The 23,504-nt window shown below is 72.1% G+C and carries 16 protein-coding genes; 8 read left to right on the top strand and 8 right to left on the bottom strand.

Translation table 11 applies throughout. The annotated features are described in order from the left end of the window. The first annotated feature begins 92 nt into the window (after nucleotides 1-92). The gene (locus AABA78_RS34145; RefSeq protein ID WP_338269629.1) at nucleotides 93-1,016 is read left to right on the top strand and encodes a hypothetical protein; all 924 of its coding nucleotides are present in this window, start codon (nucleotides 93-95) and stop codon (nucleotides 1,014-1,016) included. Between the two features lie 166 nt (nucleotides 1,017-1,182). After that, a complete protein-coding gene (locus AABA78_RS34140) occupies nucleotides 1,183-1,356 on the top strand; it encodes a hypothetical protein (RefSeq protein ID WP_164933109.1) in 174 nt (57 codons plus the stop codon). A 90-nt stretch (nucleotides 1,357-1,446) separates the two neighbouring features. Here the strand turns inward: AABA78_RS34140 and AABA78_RS34135 are convergent, their stop codons facing one another. The 4 genes from AABA78_RS34135 to AABA78_RS34120 all read right to left on the bottom strand — a co-directional run bounded on the left by AABA78_RS34135 (nucleotide 1,447) and on the right by AABA78_RS34120 (nucleotide 8,203). Next, nucleotides 1,447-2,667, bottom strand: a complete 1,221-nt coding sequence (locus AABA78_RS34135; protein ID WP_171412911.1) for an ABC transporter permease — start codon at nucleotides 2,665-2,667, stop codon at nucleotides 1,447-1,449. A 27-nt stretch (nucleotides 2,668-2,694) separates the two neighbouring features. After that, nucleotides 2,695-3,921, bottom strand: a complete 1,227-nt coding sequence (locus tag AABA78_RS34130; protein ID WP_171412912.1) for an ABC transporter permease — start codon at nucleotides 3,919-3,921, stop codon at nucleotides 2,695-2,697. A 150-nt stretch (nucleotides 3,922-4,071) separates the two neighbouring features. Then, on the bottom strand, nucleotides 4,072-6,099 hold the full coding sequence (locus tag AABA78_RS34125) for a lysyl oxidase family protein (protein WP_338269627.1): 2,028 nt from the start codon (nucleotides 6,097-6,099) through the stop codon (nucleotides 4,072-4,074). 109 nt (nucleotides 6,100-6,208) lie between these two features. Then, nucleotides 6,209-8,203, bottom strand: a complete 1,995-nt coding sequence (locus AABA78_RS34120) for a lysyl oxidase family protein (protein WP_338269625.1) — start codon at nucleotides 8,201-8,203, stop codon at nucleotides 6,209-6,211. A gap of 221 nt (nucleotides 8,204-8,424) precedes the next feature. Between AABA78_RS34120 and AABA78_RS34115 the strand changes: the two genes are divergently transcribed. Beyond that, the gene (locus AABA78_RS34115) at nucleotides 8,425-10,182 is read left to right on the top strand and encodes an MDR family MFS transporter (RefSeq protein WP_370469500.1); all 1,758 of its coding nucleotides are present in this window, start codon (nucleotides 8,425-8,427) and stop codon (nucleotides 10,180-10,182) included. Between the two features lie 3 nt (nucleotides 10,183-10,185). Here AABA78_RS34115 and AABA78_RS34110 read toward each other — a convergent pair whose 3' ends face one another. Further along, nucleotides 10,186-11,691: a M20/M25/M40 family metallo-hydrolase gene (locus AABA78_RS34110; protein ID WP_338269622.1), complete on the bottom strand. Its 1,506-nt coding sequence runs from the start codon at nucleotides 11,689-11,691 to the stop codon at nucleotides 10,186-10,188. A 283-nt stretch (nucleotides 11,692-11,974) separates the two neighbouring features. Here AABA78_RS34110 and AABA78_RS34105 point away from each other — a divergent pair, with 283 nt between their 5' ends. After that, nucleotides 11,975-12,952, top strand: coding sequence for a hypothetical protein (locus AABA78_RS34105; protein ID WP_338269620.1), 978 nt, complete (start codon nucleotides 11,975-11,977; stop codon nucleotides 12,950-12,952). A gap of 89 nt (nucleotides 12,953-13,041) precedes the next feature. After that, complete coding sequence (locus tag AABA78_RS34100) at nucleotides 13,042-16,443, top strand: hybrid sensor histidine kinase/response regulator (protein ID WP_338269618.1); 3,402 nt, start codon at nucleotides 13,042-13,044, stop codon at nucleotides 16,441-16,443. Nucleotides 16,444-16,447: 4 nt separating this feature from the next. On the opposite strand, the gene AABA78_RS34095 is transcribed toward AABA78_RS34100, so the two are convergent. Then, a complete protein-coding gene (locus AABA78_RS34095) occupies nucleotides 16,448-16,831 on the bottom strand; it encodes a hypothetical protein (RefSeq protein ID WP_338269616.1) in 384 nt (127 codons plus the stop codon). Nucleotides 16,832-17,000: 169 nt separating this feature from the next. Then, nucleotides 17,001-20,444: an amidohydrolase family protein gene (locus AABA78_RS34090; protein WP_338269615.1), complete on the bottom strand. Its 3,444-nt coding sequence runs from the start codon at nucleotides 20,442-20,444 to the stop codon at nucleotides 17,001-17,003. Nucleotides 20,445-20,658: 214 nt separating this feature from the next. Here AABA78_RS34090 and AABA78_RS34085 point away from each other — a divergent pair, with 214 nt between their 5' ends. Then, nucleotides 20,659-21,054, top strand: a complete 396-nt coding sequence (locus AABA78_RS34085; protein ID WP_338269613.1) for a PaaI family thioesterase — start codon at nucleotides 20,659-20,661, stop codon at nucleotides 21,052-21,054. Then, nucleotides 21,054-21,506: a PaaI family thioesterase gene (locus AABA78_RS34080; RefSeq protein WP_120529465.1), complete on the top strand. Its 453-nt coding sequence runs from the start codon at nucleotides 21,054-21,056 to the stop codon at nucleotides 21,504-21,506. Before AABA78_RS34085 ends, AABA78_RS34080 begins: the two co-directional genes overlap by 1 nt. A 16-nt stretch (nucleotides 21,507-21,522) precedes the next feature. On the opposite strand, the gene AABA78_RS34075 is transcribed toward AABA78_RS34080, so the two are convergent. Then, nucleotides 21,523-21,849: a pilus assembly protein N-terminal domain-containing protein gene (locus AABA78_RS34075; RefSeq protein WP_338269610.1), complete on the bottom strand. Its 327-nt coding sequence runs from the start codon at nucleotides 21,847-21,849 to the stop codon at nucleotides 21,523-21,525. Between the two features lie 325 nt (nucleotides 21,850-22,174). Here AABA78_RS34075 and AABA78_RS34070 point away from each other — a divergent pair, with 325 nt between their 5' ends. After that, a complete protein-coding gene (locus AABA78_RS34070; RefSeq protein ID WP_338269609.1) occupies nucleotides 22,175-23,383 on the top strand; it encodes a hypothetical protein in 1,209 nt (402 codons plus the stop codon). Nucleotides 23,384-23,504 lie beyond the last annotated feature (121 nt).

Genomic DNA, 23,504 nt, shown 5'->3' with positions numbered 1-23,504 from the left:
TACCCGGTGGTGCCGGACACGCCGCATGCGCACTGCTGGGAGCGCACAGCGGGGCACGCGAGGAGGACGGACACGGCATGGGTCGACGGGGGATGGCACCAGCACTCGGGACGCTCCTGCTGGTGGGCCTGCCAGGCGCACCGTTCGCGACCGCCGCCGTGAGGACACAGGAGGCTCCTCCGGCAAGCTCGGGCCCACCCGCGACCGGCGGTGGCGCCGCACTTCAAGTGCCCTTGCCGGATGCTGGCGACACACTCGCGCCTCGCGATGAACCCCACGAAGCGGAGCCGCCCGCATCCGCCGCGCCGCCGCGCGAAGCCGGCGCTCCCGAGCCCTCCGCGCCGCGACCCCGGGACGCGCCGCCTCCGTCCCGCGCGCCGGACCCGCCTCCGCCTCCGCTGGAGCCCACCGTCAAGGATGCGCCGTTGCTGGACGCGGATCCTCCGCCTCCCGCCGTGCCTCCGCGCGCGCTGCGGCCCTTCATTCCCCACGGAGAGCCCGACACGGAGGCGCCCTTGTCCGGCGCCACCCTGGCCGCGCATGGCGGCGTCACGCTGCTGCCCCTGGGCGCGGTCTGGGCCGCGACCCGCGTGGGCGGGGACACGCGCCTGGGTGCCACCGCCGCGGAGGCCGCCGCTGGCACCGTGCTCGCCTCGCTTCCCGGACGCTTCCTCTTCGTCCACCCCTCGTATCCGCAGGGCCGGTGGATGGAGCTGGAGGTGGGCGCGTTCGGCGCCGCCATGGTCGTCACGCCTCCCGTCGCCGCGCTCGGCACCTGGGGCATGGGCGAGGTCGCGTTCGGCGACAGCGAGGATCGCGGCCGCGCGTACCTGGGCGCGCTCGGCGGCGCGACGGTGGGGATGCTGCTGGGCCTCGCCGCGCATGAGGGCCTGCGACACCTGGCCGGCTCCAGCGAACGGCTGGACTTCCTGCGCCGCTACCTCGCGCTGTCGCTCATCGGCTCCGGCGCGACCGTTGGCTATCAGTGGAGCCGCACCCCCACTCCCAGGCGTTGACGCGCCGTTTCGCCGCACCGGCGTTTCAATTTTCTTCCCGCGTGCGGCGCCTCGGCGCCCCGCCCTCCACGCCAGCGCACGAGCCCGAGACATTGGCGCTGGTGTTGTCAGCCCCCGTCCCTAGAGTGCTCCGTGCAGCGCCAACACCACGTAAGGAGACGACACCATGCAGGCTCGCAAGAACGTCCGTCGCATCGCCTTCGTCCTCGCCGCCGCCGCCACCGTGATGGGCCTGGGCATCGCCGCCACGCCGTCCTCCGCCGACGCGCAGGACTGCACGCCCCAGTGTTTCAAGAACCCCATCACCGGGCAGATCACCTGTACGTACCCCTGCCCGTAGTCCCGGGCCGGCCACGACCGTGATGAAAAAAGGCCCCACCCGCTTCATGCCGGGTCGGGGCCTTCTTCATGCCCGGAAGGCGCGTGCGCGCTACTCCGAGCGCATCGCCTCCACGGGGTCCAGCTTCGCCGCGCGCGCCGCCGGGTAGATGCCGAAGAGCAGCCCCACGCCGCAGCTCATCACCAGCGACACCACCACGGACCACAGGGGGACCTCCGTGGGCAGGTTGATCATCCACCGGGCCAGGTGCGCCAGGCCCGCGCCCAGCGCCACGCCCACCGCGCCGCCCACCAGCGACAGCACCACGGCCTCCAGCGCGAACTGCGCGAGGATGCGGTAGCGCTTGGCGCCCAGCGCCTTGCGGATGCCAATCTCCCGGGTCCGCTCCGTCACGGCGACCAGCATGATGTTCAAGATGCCGATGCCGCCCACCAGCAGCGACAGGATGCACACGCCGAAGCTGGCCGCGGACACGGCCGAGGAGAGGTTGTTGAACATCTCCGTGGCGCTCTTGTTGTTGTAGAGGAAGAAGTCGTCCGGTTCTTCCGGCTTGAGCCCGTGGCGGCGGCGCATGAGCAGCGTCACTTCATCCTGGGCGCGCTGGAGCACTTCCGCGGACGTCGCCTGGATGCTGATGCGGAAGTCGCGCACGCCGAACATGGACGCGAACGTGGACAGGGGAATCATGGCCTGGTTGTCCTGGCTGCCGCCGCCCAGGAAGCCGCCCCGGCGCTTGAGCGTGCCCACCACCTGGAAGGTGCGCCCCAGCATCCGGAACTCGCGGCCCAGGGGGTCCAGGCCGGGCCACAGCGTGTCCGCCAGGTCCTTGCCAATCACCGCCACGCGCCGCCCGTCCACGAACTCCGCGTCGGTGAAGGGCCGGCCGGTGTCGAGGCTCACCGCGTTCGTGTAGAAGTACTCCGCCGTGCCCGCCCAGACGCTCACGTTGGGGCGCGACTCACGCTCGGCGGTGGAGGCCTTCTGGCCGCCCTTGGAGTCCTCGCCGGCCGCCCGCGCGATGGACGGCTGCGTGCGGATGGCGTCCAGGTCCGCGTAGGTGAAGCGCGGACGGCGCGCGAGCTCCGCGACGGACAGCTCTCCCTGGCCGAAGGGCAGCCGCTGCACCTGGAAGCAGTCGGAGCCCAGCTCCGACATCTGATTGTTCACCTGGTTCTTGAGCCCCTCGATGAGGGACATCATGGACACCACGGTGGTGACGCCGATGACGATGCCCAGCAGCGTCAGGAAGGAACGCAGGGGGTTGGAGCGGAACGTGCCGAACGCCAGCCGCACCGTGTCCCAGAAAGCCATCCACATGGTCAGGTCTCCCGCTCGCGCCTAGTCGTGGCGGAGCGCTTCCACGGGGTCCAGGTTCGCGGCGCGCGCCGCCGGCCAGATGCCGAACAGCAGGCCCACCACCGCGGAGAAGCCCACGCCCAGCACCACCGTCAGGGGCTGCACCGCCGCCGCCAGGGGCGTGAGGTAGTTCACCAGCCACGCGATGGTCATGCCCACCGCGGTGCCCAGCGCGCCGCCCACCGCGGACACGCTGGCCGCCTCCATGAGGAACTGGAGGATGATGGTGTGCTTGCGCGCGCCCAGCGCCCGGCGGACGCCGATCTCCCGCGTCCGCTCACGCACGGACACCAGCATGATGTTCATGATGCCGATGCCGCCCACGAGCAGGGTGATGAGGCCCACGCCGGTGGCCGCGCCGTAGAGCGCGCCGGTGAGCTGCTTGTACATGTTGGCCAGCTGGTCCGGCCGGTTGATGGCGAAGTCGTCCGGCGCGCCGGGCTTGGTGTTGCGCTCGCGGCGCAGCGTCTCCGTGAGCCGGTCCTGCACGCGGGGCACGTTCTCCTGCTGGTCCACCGCGAGGACGAAGTTCACGTCGCGCTGGGTGCCGAAGTGCCCCTGGAACGCGGGGTACGGCAGCATCACCACCAGGTCCACGTTCTGGCCCAGCACGGTGCCGCGCTCCACGATGACGCCCGCGACGCGGTAGGGGCGGCGGTCCACGAGGATGCGGTGGCCCACGGGGTTGATGCCCGGGAAGAGCACCTTGCCCACCTCCGCGCCAATCACCACGACGGCGGAGCGGTTGTCCACGTCCGCCTGCGTGAGGAAGCGGCCCTGGCCCATCTCCACCGAGGACGTCATGGCGTAGTCCGGGCTGGTGCCCATGGTCTGCACGGAGGCGAGCTTCCGGTTCTGGAAGGCCACCTCCGCGTTGACGAACATCATGGGGGCCACCGCGACCACGTGCTCGGAGGCGTTGCGCAGCGGATCCTCCAGGTCCAGCGAGAGCGCCTTGCGGTTGCGGTACGCCCACCAGTCCCCGTTCATCACCCAGGGGAACTTGGACACCTGGAGCGTGTTGGAGCCGATCTTGTTGAGCTGGTCGGCGAAGGAGCTGTTCAGCCCCTGGATGATGCCGACGATGGCCAGCAGGGTGCACACGCCCACGCCGATGCCCACCGTGGTGAGCACCGTCCGCAGCCGATTGGAGCGCAGCGAGGTCAGCGCGATGCGCGCCCCCTCCCACACGTCGACCCGGAAGTTCACGAAACCACCCCTTCACGCTGGAAGCCGTGCGGCCCACCCCACCGGGAGGCTCCCCGGCGGACGGGCCGCGTCAGGCACTCTACGCCCAGGAAGGCCGCCCATTGCACGCGCCTTCGCCGGGCGCCCGGTCCACGGCGGGGTTTCCCGGTTTCAGGGCAGCACGGTCACCGTGTCACCGGTCAGGCGCACCTTGACGGTGACCTCGTTGGGCAGCGTGTCGGCCTCGTCCACGATGTGGTTCTCGTCCACGCCCACGCGCACGGTGTACTCGCCGTCCGGGGTGTCGGTGACGTCCAGCCACTGGCAGGGGAGGTCCGCGGTGTAGACGTCCGACCAGCCGGGCGAGATGCCCGTGCCCGGGTCGTACCAGGCGAACGGGGTGCCGTCCGCGCAGTACTGGGTGAAGTCGATCATGTAGAAGCCCTGCTTGCGCCCCACCGACGTGGTGTTACCCGCCGCGTCCTTCAGGTCGTAGCCGGCGAAGTTCGTCAGGTGGTGGTGGTCGTGGCACTCGTCGTAGACGAAGAGGTCCGGCCGCTCCTCCGGGGAGGGCACCACCAGCGGGCCCGTGCCCAGGTTCATGATGGACGTGGTGAAGCGCAAGAGGCGCCGCTCGCCGCCGGCGGGCACGCAGCCCTCGCGCACCTCGCAGGAGTCCGCCGTGAAGGAGCGCCGCTCCAGGTAGAGCGTGCGGGCGAGGACGTCCCGGTCCACCGTCAGGTCCGGCTTGCCGTTCACGGGGTCCACCTGGAGGTTGCACGCCTTCGTCGGGGGCAGCGCGGGCGCGGGCTCCCGCGAGTCCGGCACCGCGCCGCCGCCAAACACCATCACCCGGCCCAGGGCGGCCGTGCTGCTGCCTCCCGAGGGTGTACCGCTGAGTGCCGGGGACACGCCCACCACCAGGTCGTCGTACCCGTCCCCGTCCAGGTCGCCCGCGGAGGCCAGGCCCAGGTAGTCGGTGCCCATTGACGTCTGGGGTGCGAGGCGGTTGGCGCGCGGCCACGCCCACACCGGCTCCAGCGGGCCGGACACGTTCGCGGAGGGGCGGAAGAGGTACGCGCGGCCCACGGCGCCGATGACGAAGTCGTGGCCCGTGCCGCCCTCAACCATGGCGCCCACGGGGGCGACGGTCTTGCTGAAGGTGAGGAAGGACTGTCCGAAGAGGGGGAAGGCCGCGTCGTCCATGGGCTGCCAGGTGACTTGCGGCGCGTAGCCCGGGCCGGCGGCGTCGGACAGGTGCAGGCGCTGGCTGCCGTTCAGGAGCAGCAGCGCCTCCGCGCGGCCGTCTCCGTTCAGGTCGGGCAGCGCGGCGAAGGACTCGGCCTGGCCGGTCCACACGGGCTGGGTCGTGAGCGGCCCTTCACAGACGCGAGCGCTGCCCGCCTTGCAGCCTAGGAAGAGCTCCACCGTGGAGTCGCTGTGGGTCACGGCCAGGTCCTGGACCCCGTCCCCGTCGGCGTCGCCCGCGGGGTTGGGGACGCCGCTCAGCGTGCGCACGGCGGTGAAGGCTCCCTCCGGTGCTCCCAACGTCGCCCGGTACACGGTGAGTTCCCCGGCGAGCGTGGAGACGGCGAGCTCGTCCTTCCCGTCCCCGTCCAGGTCCAGCAGCCGCGCGCCGTTGAAGCGCAGGGTGGCGGAGTCCGGCGCGCGGAACACCGGCTGCGTCAACACCTGCGACAGGTCCGGTCCGCCCTTGAAGACGCTGACGCCGAAGGAGGTGGCGACGAGCACGTCCGCGTACGCGTCCCCGTCGATGTCGCCCGTGGTCACCGTCATCTTGTAGCTGGAGGCGCGGGGGCTGGGGTGCACCCACGTCAGCGTCGTGGTGACGGGCGTCTTCGAGAAGTCGCGCGCCTCACCCGCGTACACCATCACGCGGCCCGGATCCGTCCTGGTGCTCGAGCAGGGCGCGGACGTCACCAGCAGGTCCTTGCGCCCGTCCCCGTTGACGTCGCCCAGCGCCACCGTGCGGCCGAAGCACTCGTTGGGGTTCGTGCCGTCGCCGGTCACCTCCCAGCGCGGCGTCTCGGAGAGGGTGGGCCCCGCGGAGGTGCCACCGTCATCCCCCGGGCCCGCGTCCGGCGTGCCGGCATCGGGTCGGGGCTTCGGATCATCCTTGCAGCCCGTCAGGACCAGCAGCCCCACCACCGCGAAAGACCGCGCGAACCGCATCCGCATGTATCGCTCCCCCAGGGAATGAACCGGCCGGCCTTCCACCGGCCCCGTCCCTGTCCCCGAGGAGCCCCTTCGCCAAGAAACGATGCGCGGGGACCTTCTTCGCGCCGCCTCAGGGCAGCACGGTCACGGTGTCCCCCTTCAGCCGCACCTTGACGGTGGCCTCGTTGGGCAGCGCGTCGAGTTCGTCGATGATGTGGTTCTCATCCACGCCCACCCGCACGGTGTAGTCGCCATCCGGGGTGTCCGTGACGTCCAGCCACTGGCAGGCGGTGTCCGCGGTGTAGACGTCCGACCAGCCCGGGGAGATGCCCGTGCCCGGGTCGTACCAGGCGAACGGGGTGCCGTCCGCGCAGTACTGGGTGAAGTCCACCATGTAGAAGCCCTGCTTGCGTCCCACCGACGACGTGTTGCCCGCCGCGTCCTTCAGGTCATAGGTGGCGAAGTTCACCAGGTGGTCGTGCTGGTGGCACGCGTCGTAGACGAAGAGGTCCGGCCGCTCCTCTGGAGAGGGCACCACCGCGGGCGCGGTGCCCAGGTTCATGATGGACGTGGTGAAGCGCAAGAGGCGCCGCTCGCCGCCCGCGGGCACGCAGCCCTCGCGCACCTCGCAGGAGTCCTGCGTGAAGGAGCGGCGCTCGATGAAGAGCGTGCGGGCGATGACGTCCCGGTCCACCGTGAGGTCCGGCTTGCCGTTCACCGGATCCACCTGGAGGTTGCACGTCTTCGTCGGAGCCAGCGCGGGCGCGGGCTCCTCCGAGGCTGGCACCGCGCCGCCGCCGAACACCACCACCCGGCCCGGCGCGCGCGTGCCGTCGTTCTCCTGCGACAGGCCCACCACCAGGTCGTCGTACCCGTCCCCGTCCAGGTCGCCGGGGCTCGCCACGTTGGGGAGGCTGAAGCCCAGCATCGTCTGGGGCAGCAGGCGGTTGGCGCGAGGCCACGCCCAGACGGGCTCCAGCGGACCGGACAGGTTCGCCGTGGGGCGGAAGAGGTACACGCGGCCCAGCGCGGTGAAGACGAAGTCGTGGCCCGTGCCGCCCTCGGCCATGGAGCCCACGGGGAGGGCCTGGACGGCCACGCTGGGGAAGGCCGGGTCGTCCATCAGCTGCCACGCGGGCGTGGCGGAGTAGCCCTGGACGGAGGCGTCCGACAGGTGCAGGCGCACGCTGCCCCGGAGCGAGGCGAGCATCTCCGGACGGCCATCCCCGCTCAGGTCCGGAATGGACTTCATGCCCTCCGCCGTGCCCTTCCACACCGGCTGCGTGGTGAGCGGCCCATCACACACGCGCGAGCTGTCCGCCTTGCATCCCGGGAAGAGGCCGTAGCTGCTCGCCTCGTCGAACAGGGCGATGAACAGGTCCTGGGCGCCGTCCCCGTCGGTGTCCCCCGCGGGCGACGCGTAGCCGGACAGCACGCGCACGTTGGTGAAGGGGGCCGTCCCACCGGGGGTCGCGCGGTAGATCGTGGTGCTGCCGGAGAAGGTCGTGACGACCAGGTCGTCCAATCCGTCGCCGTCCAGGTCCAGCAGCCGCGCGCTGCCGAAGCGCAGGGTGCTGGAGTCCGGCACGCGGAACACCGGCTGGGCGAACACCTGGGACAGGTCCGGCCCGCCCTTGAACACGCTGACGCCGTAGTAGCTCTTCACCACCACGTCCGCGTACGCGTCCCCGTCGATGTCGCCCGTGGACACCGTCAGCTGGTAGCCCGACGTGCGCGGGCTGGGGTGCACCCAGGACAGCTTCGCCGTGACGGGTGTCTTCGCGAAGTAGGACGCCTGCCTCGGGTACACCATCACGCGGCCGGGGTTCGTGGGGCCGCTCGTGCACGGCGGTGAGGCCACAAGCAGGTCCTGGAGGCCGTCGCCGTTGACGTCGCCCAGCGCCACGCTCCGGCCGAAGCACTCCTTCGGATCCACGCCGTCCCCCTCCACCTGCCAGCGCGGCGTCTCCGAGAGGGTGGGCCCGGCGGTGCCGGCGTCGTCCTGGGAGCCCGCGTCGGCTCCGGCGTCCGGCACTCCCGCGTCGGGCTGGGGCTTCGGGTCGTCCTTGCAGCCCGCCGTCAGGAACAGCACCCCGGCGCAGGCCAGCGCTCCATGGATCCGCATGCGTCACTCCTCGGGCAGGACAGGGTCGCGGGCATGGCACGTCCCGCCTTGAAGGGGCCGGAGGATAGGGCCGCGCGCCCATGGCGTGGAAAAGACCCTTGCCCCCTGACGGGCTTCTCCGCGCCTCCATTCACGGGGATTCCCGGAGGCAGGGCGGCCAGGCAGGCGGGCGTGGCCAGCCTCCACCGCCGTCCCCAGATTCGCGCGGATGCATGCGCGCCATGGCTGAGACCACCGCCGACACCGTCCCGCAGCCCTACGCCGCGCCGGCGTCCGAGCGGTTCAGCCGCTCCCAGAAGGCGTTCACGCTGGCGGGGGCGCTCCTGGGGCTGCTGCTGGCGGCGCTGGACCAGACCATCGTCGCCACGGCGGGGCCCACCATCCAGGCGGACCTCCACATCGCGCCGGAGCACTACCCGTGGCTCACCACCGCGTACCTGGTGGCCTCCACGATGATGGTGCCCGTGTGGGGCAAGCTGTCGGACCTACTGGGCCGCCGCGCGGTGCTGGTGGCTGGCATCGCCGTGTTCCTCACCGGCAGCTTCCTGTGCGGCGTGTCCCGCTCCACGCTCGCGCTCATCCTCTGCCGCGGGGTGCAGGGGCTGGGCAGCGCGGCCCTCTTCACCGGCTCATTGGCGGTGGTGGCGGACCTGTTCCCGCCGGCCGACCGGGGCAAGTACCAGGGCCTGTTCGGCGCGGTGTTCGGCCTGTCCAGCGTCGTTGGCCCGCTGGCCGGCGGCTTCATCACCGACGCGCTGGGCTGGCACTGGGTGTTCTTCATCAACCTGCCGGTGGGCGCGCTCGCGCTGGCGCTCATCCTCCTGCGCATGCCGCCGCTCAAGCCGGAGGGCGTGCACGGCGGGAAGCTGGACCTCCCGGGCGCGGCGGCGCTGGCGGTGGGCGTGGTGCCGCTCTTGCTCGCGCTCAGCCTGGGCCATGGCGCGGCGACGCCCCGGGCCGGAGGGTTCGCGTGGGGTTCCGCGCCCATCCTGGGGCTGTTCGCGCTGTCGGCGGTGGGCCTGGGCCTCTTCGTGTGGCGGGAGCGCCGCGCGAAGGAGCCGCTGCTGGAGCCGTCGCTGTTCCGCCTGCGCGCGTTCTCCGTGGGCAACGCGGCGGTGTTCACCATTGGCGCGGTGTTCCTGGCGTCCGTCACCTTCCTGCCGCTGTTCATGGTGAACGTGGTGGGGCTGTCCGCGACGCACTCCGGGCTGACGCTCACGCCGCTGACGCTGGGCGTGGTGGCGGGCAACGTGCTGTCCGGGCAGCTGGTGTCGCGGATGGGCCGCTACAAGGCGCTGATGGTGGGGGCGCTCTTGTTCCTCATGGGCGGCTTCGCGGTGATGGGCTTCACGCTGACGCCCGACTCCAGCCAGGCGGAGGTCACGGTGAAGATGGTGCTGGTGGGCCTGGGCCTGGGCCCGTCCATCCCGCTCTACACCGTGGCGGTGCAGAACGCCGTGCCGCAGCAGCGCATTGGCGTGGCCACGTCCGCGACCACGTTCTTCCGGCAGCTGGGCATGACGGTGGGCGTGGCGCTGCTGGGCACCGTGTTCGCGGGCACGCTGGGCCGGGAGCTGAACGCGCGCACGCGGCAGGCCACGCAAGGACTGCCCCCGGACGTGCAACGGGAGCTGCACGCGTCCGCGCCAGGAGGCCTGGGCGGCGAGGACGCGCCGCGGGGCCAGCGGTTCCAGCCGGAGCAGGTGAAGGCGAAGCTGCGGGAGGGCTTCGAGGAGGAGCGGCGACAGGCCCTGCGGGAGGGACCCGAGGCCCGCGCGCGCGTGGACGCGGACGAGGCCCGCGCGCTGTCCACGGTGGACCACGTGGAGCGCGCGCTCAAGGAGTCCTTCACCCGCGCGACGATGGCGGTGTACCGCTTCGCCATCCTCGTCGCGCTGGCGGCCCTGTTCGTCACGCTGCTGCTTCCGGAGCTGCCGCTCCGGAAGGGCGGGCCGCGCAAGACCCCGGCGGAGGCGTAGCGCCTACTTCTTCCCCGGCGGCGTCACGTCCGCCTCCGGCGCGGTGGGCCGCGCGAGCGTGCCCGGCGCCTCCGCCAGCGCGTACGCCATCCACGTCACCGCCGCGGTGCTGCGCGACAGGTCCTGGGGATCCACCTTGTCCAGCGTGTCCGCCATGGAGTGGTGCACGTCGAAGTAGCGGCTGCTGTCCACGCGCACGCCCACGAAGGGCACGTGCGCGGGCTCCATGGGGCTCAGGTCCGCGCCCGTCGCGTGGCCCACCAGGAATTCGGCCGCGCCCAGCCCCTCCAGCGGCGCCATCCACGGCCGCAAGAGCGCCTCACCGCCCGGCCCCGCGTGCAGGCTCACGCCCAGGGGCCGCCCGCCGCCCGCGTCCATCTCGATGGCGGCCACGTGCCTGGGCAGCTCCTTCGCGTGCGCCTCCGCGTACGCGCGGCCTCCGCGCAGCCCGTTCTCCTCGTTCATGAAGAGCACCACGCGCACCGTGCGCCGGGGCGCCTGGGGCAGCTTCGCGATGAGCCGCGCGGCCTCCATCACCATCACCACGCCCGCGCCGTCGTCATGCGCGCCCGTGCCCACGTCCCACGAGTCCAGGTGCGCGCCCAGCAGCACCACCTCGTCCGGCTTCTCGCGGCCCCGCACCTCCGCCACCACGTTGGACGAGTCCGCCTCCGGCAGCTCCGAGCACCCCAGCACCAGCCGCACCTTCACCGCCCCGCCCTGGAGCATCCGGTGCAGCGTCAGCGCGTCCTCCACGGACACCGCCGCCGCGGGCAGGCGCGGGCCGCCCTCGTCGAAGCGCGTGGCCCCGGTGTGCGGCGTGCGCAGCGACGCCGTGGCCAGCGAGCGCACCAGCGCGGCCACCGCGCCCTGCTTCGCCGCCGCCGCCGGGCCCCGGCTACGCAGCCCCGCGAAGCGGCCGTAGTCCGCCGCCTCCGCCATGGTGTGGTTGAAGAACACGACGCGGCCCTTCACCTTGTCCCCCAGCGCCGCCAGCTCCTCCAGCGAGTTCACCTCCACCACCTCCGCCGTGATGCCCTCCGGCGGCGTGGGCGCGCTGCCGCCCAGGGCCAGGAGCGCCAGCGGCAGGCCGCGCGTGCGCTCCGAGGGGAGGATTTCGCCGTGCTCCTCGCCGCGCACCCAGCGCGGCACCTTCACCGGCTCCTTCCACGCCTTCACCCCGTCCGCCTGGAAGGAGCGCAGGGCCCACTGCACCGCGGCCTCCGCGGACTCGGAGCCGGACAGGCGCGGCCCCACGCCGTCCGTCAGCTCCGCCAGCCGCGCGTACGCATGGCCTTCCGCGAGCGCGGGCCCCACCAGCCGCCCCGCGGTGGTCTGCTGCGCGGCGCTCAGCTTCGACATGGCCGGGGGCGCGGCCTTCACCGACGACGTGGCCGGCGACTTCGGCGCGGGGTCCTGGGAGGGTGCGGTGGCGGTGTTCTGGGGCGCCGCCGACGTGAGGAGACGCAAGGCCAGCGAGACGGGCAGGACGAAGGTGGACGTGGACACTCGAATCCTCGAGGGGACCTGGAGAGTGAGCGGGGCGAGGTGGAAGTCCCAGGGGCCACCGCGCGCCGAGAGGGGGAACGCGGCGCGCGGGGCTCAACTGGGACGTCACGCACCGGTTCCGCGGTTGGGGAACGCGAGGCCCGGTACATACGCCATCTTCCAAGAAGAAGAGGACGTGCGTGCATTCTTTAAAGAAATTCTTCGCAGCGTCAAGGCGGGAAGTGAGCATTGCGACCCGCGGGTGATGTGAGTGTTCACGAGTCTCCGCTACGCAAGACGTCCCATGACACCCACCCCTCCCGGGCGACTCGAGACGTCCTGCCAGAGCCTGGAGGACCTGGGTGCGTGGCTCGCGTCCCGTGATTTCGGCCGCTTGGAGGATGACGCGCTGCCCATGCTGCTGCTCGCGGTGCATGGGCGGGACTTCACGCGCGACTTCCGCGAGGAGTTCGCCGCCGAGGACGACTGGGCCCCCGCGCTGGCGCGCACGGCGCACGCGGTGGGCCGCGCCTTCGCCTTCCTCCGCGAGGACGCGGGCATCCCGCACCTGGACTTGGTGCCGAGACCGGACGCGCTGCCCCTGCTGTGCCGCTTCTTCCACCTGCACCCCCAGCCTCCGCTCGCGGCCCGCCTGCGGCTGTCGCACTGGCTCTGGCGCCACGCGCTCTTCGACAGCAGCCGCTCCTCGCCTGACCCAGCGGCGCTCGCGCTCCTCACGCCGGACGCGGACGCCTCCGTGCGCGCGCTGCTGCACCGCGTGGGGCCGCCGCCGCGCGGCTGGGAGCGCTATTCGCAGCCCGGCATGGCGGGGCTCGCGTCGGTGGCGGACCGGGTGGAGGCCAACGCGCTCCTGGCGCTGAAGCCCCGGCACCTGCTCACCGGCGCCGTGCTGGAGCCGGGCCCGCTGCTGGAGGTCCAGGGCGCGGTGGCGTTCCTGCCCCTGTTCCCGCCGCCGCTGTCGGGCGGCGCGCCGCCGCCGGGCCCGGGCAGCGACCTGCTGCTCACGCTGGCGAACCAGGTCTTCCACCCGGTGCTCGCGCCGGGCCGCTCCCTGCTGGGGCTGGTACGCACGGGCGTGACGCCGCCGGTCGTATTCCCCAGCCACGCCCTGGGCCCTGACGCCCTGGCCGCCCTGCGTCAAGGCGACGGAGCGGCCTTCCTCGCGCTGCGGCGCGACGCGCTCGTGACGCACATCCGGGCGTTCATCCAGGCACGGACGGGCGCGGATTCGGAGGGGGATGCTTCGATTCCGGAGGAATGAACCCCCCGGAATTCTCCGTTGCCCACCCTGGGGACCCGGGCGACAGTTCCATGGCCGTCGGTCGCCCCCTGACCCGCGGTCCCCCGCTCATGAGCGTGCCCCCTTCCGACACCGAACAGGCCCTGCGGGCCGAGGTCGAACGTCTGCGGCTCCGCCTGCGCGCCGCGGGGCTGGAGGACGGCGCCGGCACGCCCACCGCCACCGCGGTCCCGGAGACACCGGCGCTCCATGACGCCGACGCGCCGCGCGTGCAGCACGAACAGCTGCGGCTGGCGCAGGAGGCGGGCGGCATCGGCGTGTTCACGCTGGACATCGCCACCCACCAGCTGACGGTGACGCCGGAGTTCTGCCGGCTGTACGGCCTGCCGCGCACGGACACCGTGCCCGCGGCCGTCGTCGAGGCGCTCGCGCTGGACGAGGACCGGCACCGCGTGTCCAACGCGCACACGCGGGCCACGGGACAGGTGCCCCCGTCCGTGGAGTACCGCATCCGCCGGCCGGACACCGGGGAGGTGCGGTGGATCCACCGGCGGGCGTCGCTGGTGCACGACGCGTCCGGCAAGCCGGCGCGGCTCATCGGCATCACCCAGGACGTCACCGAGCAACAGCAGGCCAAGGAGGCCCTGCGCCTGGCGAACGAGCGCGTGCAGCTGGCGCTGAACACCGAGGTCATCATCGGCACCTGGGTGTGGGACGTGCCCGACAACCGCGTCGTCGCGGACGAGCGCTTCGCGCGCTCCTTCTCCCTGGACCCGCGGCAGGCGCGCGAGGGACTGCCCATTGATCAATTCATGGCGTCCATGCACCCGGAGGACCGGCCCGGCGTGCAGGCGGCCATCGCGCGCACGCTGCAGGCAGGCGGTTCGTACCGCGCCGAGTACCGCGTGCGCCGCGCCGACGGCGTGTACTGGTGGGTGGAGGCCAGCGGCCACTGCGTCCTGTCCCCGGACGGCGCGCCGCTGCGCTTTCCCGGCGTGCTGGTGGACATCGACGCGCGCAAGCGCGCGGAGCTGCGGCAGGCGGCGATGCTGGAGATGGCGGACCGGCTGCGCGAGGCCTCGGCCCCGGACACCGCCGCGCAGCTGGCCATGGAGGTGGTGGGGCGGCTGATGGGCGTGCCGCGCGCGGGCTACGGCACGGTGGACGCGACGCATGGGCTGGTGCTGATGCATCCGAACTGGGTGGCCTCGCCGGACGTGGGGCGCGTGGAGGGCGTGCACCGCTTCCACGACTACGGCGTGTTCCTGGACGACCTGCTCAAGGGCGAGGTGGTGGCCATCCCGGACGTGCGGGAGGACCCGCGCACGGCATCCCACGCGGCCACGCTGGAGCAGGTGGGCATCCGGGCGCTGTTCAACATCCCGCTCCTGGAGCACGGCCGGTTCGTGGCGGTGCTGTTCCTGCACGACGCGCGGCCGCGCCCGTGGACGGAGGATGAAATCGAGCTGACGCGCAACGTGGCCGACCGCGTGTGGGCGACGGTGTCCCGGCTCAAGGCGCTGTCGGAGCTGAAGCAGGCCAACGAGACGCTGGAGCAGCGCGTGGCGCAGCGCACGCGGGAGCGGGACCGCGTGTGGAACGTGTCCCAGGACCTGCTGGTGGTGGGGAGCCTGGACGAGGGGAAGCTCCTCAGCGTCAACCCGGCCTGGACGCGGATGCTGGGGTGGACGGAGGAGGAGCTGCTGGGCCGCACGTCGCAGTGGCTGGAGCGCCCGGAGGACTACGCGCGGACGCGCGACGAGGTGTCCCGCCTGGCGGGAGGAAATCCCACGCTGAACTTCGAGAGCGCCTACCGGTGCAAGCACGGCGGTTACCGGCGCATCTCCTGGACGGCGGTGCCGGTGCCCGAGGACGGCGTGCTGTACGCCAGCGGGCGCGACGTCACCGAGCAGCGGCAGGCGGAGGACCAGCTCCGGCAGGCGCAGAAGATGGAGGCGGTGGGGAAGCTCACGGGCGGCGTGGCGCACGACTTCAACAACCTGCTCCAGGTGGTGGGCGGAAATCTCCAGCTGCTCCAGCGCGACGTGGCGGGCAACGAGCGGGGCCTGCAGCGGGTGCGCTCGGCGCTGGGCGCGGTGGAGCGTGGGGCGCGGCTGTCGGGGCAGTTGCTGGCGTTCTCGCGGCGGCAGCCGCTGGAGCCGCGCTCGCTGAGCCTGGGCCGGCTGATGCAGGGCATGGACGACCTCCTGCGCCGCGCGCTGGGCGAGGACGTGGAGGTGGAGACGGTCATCAGCGGCGGGCTGTGGAACACGCTGGCGGATCCGCATCAGCTGGAGAACGTCATCCTCAACCTGGCCATCAACGCGCGCGACGCGATGCGGGGCAGCGGGAAGCTGACGCTGGAGCTGAGCAACGCGTCGCTGGACGACCACTACGCGCAGGCGCACCCGGACGTGCTGGCGGGGCCGTACGTGCTGCTGGCGGTGTCGGACACGGGCGGCGGCATGACGCCGGAGGTGCTGGAGCGCGCGTTCGAGCCCTTCTTCACGACGAAGCAGGAGGGCCGGGGCACGGGGCTGGGGCTGAGCATGGTGTACGGCTTCGTGAAGCAGTCCGGCGGGCACGTGAAGCTCTACAGCGAGCTGGGGCACGGCACGACGGTGAAGGTGTACCTGCCGCGCGCCTTCCAGCCGGAGGCGCCGGTGACGGAGGTGGTGACGGGGCCGGTGGAGGGCGGGCGGGAGACCCTCCTCGCGGTGGAGGACGACGCGGACGTGCGCGCGACGGTGGTGGAGCTCCTGACGGAGCTGGGCTACCGGGTGCTGCGCGCGGTGGACGGGCAGAGCGCGCTGTCCATCCTCCAGAGCGGCGTGGCCGTGGACCTGCTCTTCACGGACGTGGTGATGCCGGGGCCGGTGCGCAGCCCGGAGCTGGCGCGGCAGGCGAAGGCGCTGCAGCCGGACATCGAGGTGCTCTTCACGTCCGGCTACACGGAGAACGCCATCGTGCACGGCGGCCGGTTGGACCCCGGCGTGAACCTCCTGTCCAAGCCGTACCGGCGCGAGGACCTGGCGCGCAAGGTGCGGGCGCTGCTGGACCAACGGCAGCAGCGGCTGCTGACGCCGAAGCTCCAGTGGCCGGAGCGCGCGGTGGAGGCTCCGGCGGCGACGCAGGAGGCCGCGCGGCGGATGCACGTGCTGCTGGTGGAGGACGACGAGGACATCCGCGCGTCCGCCAGCGAGCTGCTGGGCCTGCTGGGGCACGCGGTGATGCCGGTGGCGAGCGCGGAGGAGGCGCGGGTGGCGCTGGCGGCGGAGCCGTTCGACGTGCTCTTCACGGACGTGACGCTGCCGGGCATGTCGGGCGTGGAGCTGGCGCGCGAGGTGGCGCTGCGCAAGCCCGCCATGCGCATCATCATCGCGTCCGGCCACGGCCGCGCGGCGCTGGACGGAGACCCTCGGCAGTGGCTGGGCGTGGTGGTGCTGCCCAAGCCCTACGCGCTGCCGCAGATTCAACAGGCCCTGGCCCAGGTGGCCGCGACGGCCCGCTGAGAGGTCAGCGGCGCTGGCGCTCCAGGAAGGCCAGCAGGCCTTCCGTGTGGCGGCGCTCGTGGTCGTCAAGGGACGGCAGGTACTCGCGGACCTCCGCGAGCATGGCCTCCGCCGCGGGCAGGTCCGCGGGGGAGACCTTGTAGGCCCACTGCCAGTACTCCGCGGCCGTGTACGAGTACATCCGTGTGTCCAGTGGATGCTTCAGATAGGCGCGCAGCGCGCCCCGGACGACCCGAGGGGTCTGCCCCCAATGCGCGGCGCGGAAGAACACCGATTCAGCGAGGTAGCGACGCAGCGAGGCTGCTGGGACCCGCCCCGCATGACGCCGCTCCACCTGCTTGATGCCCGCGCGAAACCGGGGCCAGTCCCTTGGCGCGAGGCCACTCACTTCCGATACCTCTTCACAGAAGGCACTCCAGGCCGGATCCCGATAAGACGGATCCGGGAACGCCTTTTTCATTTTCGTGGGCATGGCAGCGCTTTCCCGCTTTGGGAATGGAACTGTCGCGGGCTGCCTGCACAGCCCGCGAGTCCGCCACACAGCACCAGCACGAGGCCTAATCGCATACCTGTTCGTTGGCGTGCGTGCTGGCCCGGGGGCTCCAGCCCTCGTTGCCGTCCTTCTCGAAGTAGAACTTCGCGCGCGTGCGCTGCCGCGTGCCCACTTCGTTCAGCGTGTTCGCGTCGTACAGGCGCCCGTTCACCATCGTGTAGCGCACCGTGCGGCTGTTGGAGATGTCCTCCAGCGGGTTCCTGTCCAGCACCACCAGGTCCGCCAGCTTCCCCACCTCCAGCGAGCCCAGGTCCTTGTCCATGCCCAGGTGCCGCGCGCCGTTCAGCGTGCCCGCGCGCAAGGCCTGCATCGGCGACATGCCACCCTGCACGAACATCGCCAGCTCCCAGTGCGCCGCCAGGCCTTCACGCTGGCCGTGCGCGCCCAGCTGCACGCTCACGCCCAGGTCGTTCAGCTCCCTGGCCACCCGCGCGACGTTCTGGTGGTTGAACTCCTCGTCCGGGATCATCACGCGGCGCCGGGAACGCCCGTCCACCACGCGCCGGGGCACGAACGACAACAGGCGCGTGTCCTCCCAGACGTTCGTCTTCTGGTACCAGTAGTTCTCCCCCATGAGCCCGCCGTAGGCCACGCCCAGCGTCGGCGTGTAGTCCACCTTCGTGCCCTTCCAGAGCTGGCGCACGTCGTCGTAGATGCGCGCCACCGGCAGCGAGTGCTCCAGCCCCGTGTGCCCGTCCACCACCATGGTCAGGTTGTGCTGGAGCAGCGAGCCGCCCTCGGGCACCACCAGCATGTCCAGCTCGCGCGCCGCCTGGAGCACCTTCTGCCGCTGGTCGCGCCGGGGCTGGTTGTAGCTCTTCACGCTGAACGCCCCCAGCGCCTTCATCCGCCGCAGGTGCCGGCGCGCGTCGTCCAGCGTGTCGATCTCGACGTGCGCGTCCGCGCTCGCCGCGCCGTACAGGATGGTGCCCGTGGAGAAGATGCGCGGCGACGTCAGCATCCCCGCCTTGCCCAGCTCGCTCGCGGCGAAGATGGTCTCCGAGTGGTTCGACGGGTCGTGCAGCGTCGTCACCCCGAACGCCAGCGACGCCGCCTGCACCCAGCTCTGCTCCGGCATCAGCCCGTCCACGCCCATGGCCCCGTGCCAGTGCACGTCCACCAGGCCCGGCATCAGCGTCTTGCCCTTCACGTCGACAATCTTCGCGGACGCGGGCACGTCCACCTTCCCCACCGGGCCCAGCGCCACGATGCGGTTGCCCTTCACCACCACCACGCCCTCCTCCACCACCTGCTCGCCCTTCATCGTGACGAGCCGCCCGCCCACCAACGCCAGCGTCCCCTCCGGCACGTCCGACTTCGCGGAGAACGCCACGTCCACCCCGTCCGCCTCCGGCGGCGGCAGCGTCTTCGGCGCCCCCTCCACGAACGTGAACGCGTCCTTCAGCGCCCGCGTGTAGAGCTTGGGCCCCAGCGCCCAGTGCAGGGACAGCCGCCCGCCCGGACTGGACCAGTGTAGGTATTCGCCCGCGTCACGGCTCAGCTGCGTCACCGGCATCGCCTTCGAGCCCGGCCCCACCCGGGCCTCCTTCGCGCCGCGCACGAACGGCGTCACGTACGCGTTGAAGTCCTCGCGGAAGGCCACCCACCGGTCGTCCGGCGACACGCGCATCTCCAGCGCGCCCCCGCTGGTCAGGTGCGTGCGCGGCTCACCGCCGTCCAGCCCGATGCTCTTGAGCGTGCGCACGTCCTCCACGTCCTTGGACTCCACGTGCAGGAAGTACACGCGGTCCGACTTCGCGCCGAAGTGCGGCTGCTCCCCGTCCCGCGTCAGCTTGCGCGCCGCGACTCCACCCGTGGACGGCACCACGAACAGCCCCGTCTCCCGGCTCCACGTGCCCGGCATCAGGTAGCCGTCGCCCGTCGTCCGGTACACCACCCACTTGCCGTCGGGGCTGAGCGCGGGCTCCACGTAGAAGCCCGGCTGCGCCGTCACCACGCGGCCCTCGCCGCCCGTCGCGGACACCACGCGCACCGCGCCCAGCGCGTCGTCGTCCCACGTCGTGTAGACGATGGAGCGCCCGTCCCGGGAGAACGACGGGTAGAACTCCAGGTGCTCGTTCTGCCGCGTCAGCCGGCGCGGCGTCCCCGACGGCAGGTCCTTCACGTAGAGCTTGCCCAGCGCCTGGTACACCAGCCTCTTGCCATCCGGTGACACCTGCACCCAGCGCAGCATCTTCACGTCGAAGCGGTCCGGCGCCACCGGCCGGGTGCCCTTCACCGCCGCGAACACCGTGCGCGTGCCCTTCACGTGGAAGGGAATGGGCGTCACCTGCTTCGTCGCCACGGCGATGCGGTGCAGCGTCCCGCCCGCCCAGAACACCAGGGACTTGTTGTCCGGCGTCCACGCCATCACCGGCGACACGCCGTGGATGGCCCACGTCTCCTGCATGTCCCGGTCGAGCCCGTCATACAGCGGCCGCTCCGCCCCGGACTTCACGTCCGCCACGTACAGCACGCTCTTGCCGCGCACGCGCCGCACGAACGCCAGCTGCTTGCCGTCCGGTGACGGCGTGGGCCGGATGGAACCCCCGGGGCCGGTGACGAAGGGCTCCACCTCCTTCGTCTCCAGGTCCAGCCGCTGGATGGCGTAGAGCTCCTTGTTGGGGTCCTTGTCGTACTCGAAGGACTTCCCGGGCGTGACGTCCTGGCTGAAGTAGACGTAGCGGCCGTCGGGGGAGAACGCGGGCTCGCCCAGGTCCTTCTGGTCGTTGGCGCGCTCGGTGAGCTTCACGCCCTCGCCGCCCGCGCGGTGGAACATCCACACCTCGCCCGCGCCCAGCGAGCGCCGGCCGGTGAAGTGCTTGCGCGCCACCAGGAACTGGCCGTCCGGGCTCCACGCGGGGCTGTTGAGCAGCCGGAACTTCTCCTGCGTCACCGCGCGGGGATTGCCGCCGTCGCGGTCCATCACCCAGACGTTGTCCCCGCCGCCCCGGTCGCTGGTGAACGCGATGGACTTCCCGTCCGGGCTGTAGCGCGGCTGCATGTCCCACGCCGCGCCGGACGTCAGCGCGCGCGCCTCGCCGCCCGCGATGGGCAGCGCGTAGATGTCCCCCAGCAGGTCGAAGAGGAGCTCGTCCCCGCGCGGGCTCACGTCCACGTTCATCCACGTGCCCTCGCGCACGTCGATGGGCACCTGCGTGCTGGCCACGCCCGGGGGCGCGTCCACCTTCCAGTCATCCTTCTTCGCGTCCGGCTGGTCCGCCGCGGCGACGGGGGCCAGGGTGCCGCCGTCACCCTCGCTCGCCCGGGCGGCCTCGCGCGCGGTCTCCCTGGGCGCGGGCGGCGGGGGCGGTTCCTTCGGGGGCGCTTCGCCCTGCCCCTGGGGGGCGGGAGCGGGCGCGCTCGCGGGCTTGGGCAGGGGCTGCGCCGCCAGGAGCAGGCCTGGGACGAGCAGCGCGAAGCAGAGGGAGGAGAAGAGTCGGTTCACCGGAAGTGTCCTCGGGGAAGACGCGGGGCGCGGCATCCTGCCAGGATGCGCGGGTCCGCAGGTCGCCCGTGAACTCGCGGACAGGCAGGCGTGTTCCTGGGCGCGGCGTGCCGCACCGCGTTCCCCCGGCGCGGCCCGAATCTGCTACTGCATCCGCCCTATGTCGGACTTCAGTCTTCCCGCGGACCCAGCGGGGCGGCGTGAAAAGCTCGCCGTGCTGTTCACCGAAGCGGTGCCCCACAACCACGCGCTCGCGCTGCGGCTGGAGGAGGTGGGCGCCACGGACGCGACGGTGGTGATGCCCTACGCGGACGTGCTCGTCGGCAACCCGGAGACGGGGGTGGTGGCGGGCGGCGCGGTGACGACGCTCATCGACGCGGCGAGCGGCACGGCGGTGATGGCGGCGCTGGACGCGTTCGCGGCCATCGTCACGCTGGACCTGCGAATCGACTACCTGCGCCCCGCGCGTCCGGGCCTGCCGCTGACCGCTCGCGCCGAGTGCTACAAGGTCACCCGCCTGGTCGCCTTCGTGCGCGCGCTGGTGCACCAGGGCGACCCGGCGATGCCGGTGGCGTCGTCGCAGGGCACCTTCATGCGGGTGGAGGACTGATGAGCACGCCTTCCCTTCCCCTCGCGGACCTGGTGCGCCAGGTGCGCCAGTCGCGCGAGTACCCGCGCCTCACCGACGCCATCCCCTACACGCGCTTCATGGGCATTGGCGTGGAGAACCTGGCCGGCGAGATGCTCTGCCGCATGCGCTACGCGCCGCACCTCATCGGCAACAGCCTCCTGCCCGCGCTGCACGGCGGCACGCTGGGGGCGCTGCTGGAGTCGAGCGCCATCTTCGAATTGCTGCTCAAGACAGACACCGAGCGCGTGCCCAAGGTCATCTCCACCACCGTGGACTTCCTGCGCTCGGGCAAGGCGCAGGACACGTTCGCGCGCGCGTTCATCACGCGGCAGGGGCGGCGCGTGGCCAACGTGCGCGTGGAGGCCTGGCAGGACGACCGGACCCGGCCCATCGCCAGCTCGCACGCGCTGTTCCTGCTGTCGGAGCCGTGAGGAGTTCGGGGGGACGCTAGCCGTCCACCACGATGCGGTACGTGCGGCGCTTGCCGCCGTTGCCCCAGACGACGAGGGTGGTCTTCCCCGCCGCCAGCGCGGAGATCTCCACCCCGTCCTTCCCGGTCGTCTTCACGTCCGCGACGGACGGGTCGCCCAGCGCCACGCGGCTCAGGCCGGGGACGGTCAGCACCTGCTTCGCGCCCTTCTTCAGGGTGAGCGTCTCGTCCGCGGCCGGCGCCTCTTCCGCGTCCGCGGTCCGGGCAGCGGGCTCCTTCGCCCATACAGGCCCGGCGCCCAGCAGCAGGGTTCCCAACGTCAGGGCCACGAAGCGTGAAGTCATGGGTGCGACCTCCAGGTGTCTCCGGGGGAATCCGGAACCGCCCCAGTGTCCCATGCGTGCGCATCCGACGTCTCCGGAGAGTTCAGGGATTGCCGCACTGTCTTTGTTACAGCGTGGTTCCCATTTCTACAGGGTTCCTGCCGTGTCCTGCGGTGGACAGCGTGCACGGGTGCACGGTGAGCTGCCTTTGAATCCGCCGGGTGGAAGACAGGGATTGCGGTCCGGGGTCGCGGTGGGGGCGCGGCAGTGAACGCGAGCGCGCGTCACGGGAGCGCGGCACGTCGCCTGCTAGCTCTGGGGAGCGACAACCGACGCGGAGACCCCCATGAGCGAGCGCGAGTCGATGAAGCTGCGGGAGTTGAAGGAAGCCGCACATGCGCTGTACCAGCGGGGGAGGTATGCGCAGTGCGTGGAAACGTACGCGCAGCTCGCGAGACGGCTGCCACGAGACGCGAATGTGCGCATCCGGCTGGCGGAGGCCTGCCGCCGAGCGGGGCAGCGGGAGCAGGCCATCGCCGCGTACCGTGAAGCCGCGCAGGTGCTGTTGTCACTGGGTTGCGAATCCCGAGCGAGGGGTGCGCTGAAGGCCGCGCTGGAGCTGGATCCTCGGGACCCGACGCTGCAGCTGGAGGTGGTGCGGCTGGGCCAGGGCGCGGTGACGCCGACGGAGCTGGAGGACGAGCAGCTCTACCGCTTCGACCGGCTGCCGCCGCCGACGCCGCCGCCCGGGCGGATGCGCAGCGTGCCGCCGCCTCCGCCGCCGCCCTTCGTGCTCAACGCCGCGCAGGAGCCGACCTCTCCCGTGGGCCTGCCGGTGGCGCCGTCCATCGCGCCGCTGAACGCCCCGGGCGTGCGGAGCCCGGTGCCGGGGAGGATGCCAGGGTCCCACTCGGGTCCGGGGCGCGAGGCGGTGCTGCCCCATCCGCGTCCTGTCGCGCCGGCCGTGACGCCCGCGAGGGACGCGTCGACGGAGACGATGTCGCGGTCGATGGCGAAGGCGGCGGGTGCGTCGCGTCCGCCGGAGGGGACGCCGCTTCCGAAGGTCATCGTGTCGATGGCCGCCTTCGAGGATCCGCCGGCCGCCAGCACCGCGAAGGCGCCGGGCGCGAACACGCCTCCGGGCATCCCGCCCGTCGCGGTGGTCAGGTCCATGCCCCAGAAGGCCCTGCCGGCCGCGCCGCTGGCCCTGCCCGCGCTGCCGCGGAGTCCTCCGAACACGCCGCCGGTCACGCTGACGCCGGAGCGCCCCACGGTGAAGGTCATCGCGCTGCTGAACCGCGCGCCCGGGACGCAGTCGGCGCCGCACGCACCCGCGCCGGTGCCGCATGCGCCCGCTGGCCATCCGCACGCGTCAGCGCTGACGGCCCCGCCGCTGGCGGTGCTGCCCTACAAGCCGGAGATGCGCCGCCTGGCGCCGAACGTGGTGGCGCTGCGTGTTTCGCCCCAGGCGCGCTGGGTCATCATCCGCTCGGAGAGCGATCTCGAGGTGAGCCGTTCGGAGGAACTTCCCGGCGAGCCGACCGCCGCGCACTGAGGTGGGATAGCGCGCCGGGACCGTCGGTCCGGCGGACGTATGGAATGGCGCCTTCCGGCCTCATTCCTTCTGCTTGTCTGGCATTGCATGCTCAAATGCCTCTCACGGAGCGCCCCTGGCT

Source organism: Corallococcus caeni, assembly GCF_036245865.1.
Classification (GTDB): Bacteria; Myxococcota; Myxococcia; order Myxococcales; family Myxococcaceae; genus Corallococcus; species Corallococcus caeni.
This window is presented reverse-complemented; position numbering and strand designations above follow the sequence as displayed.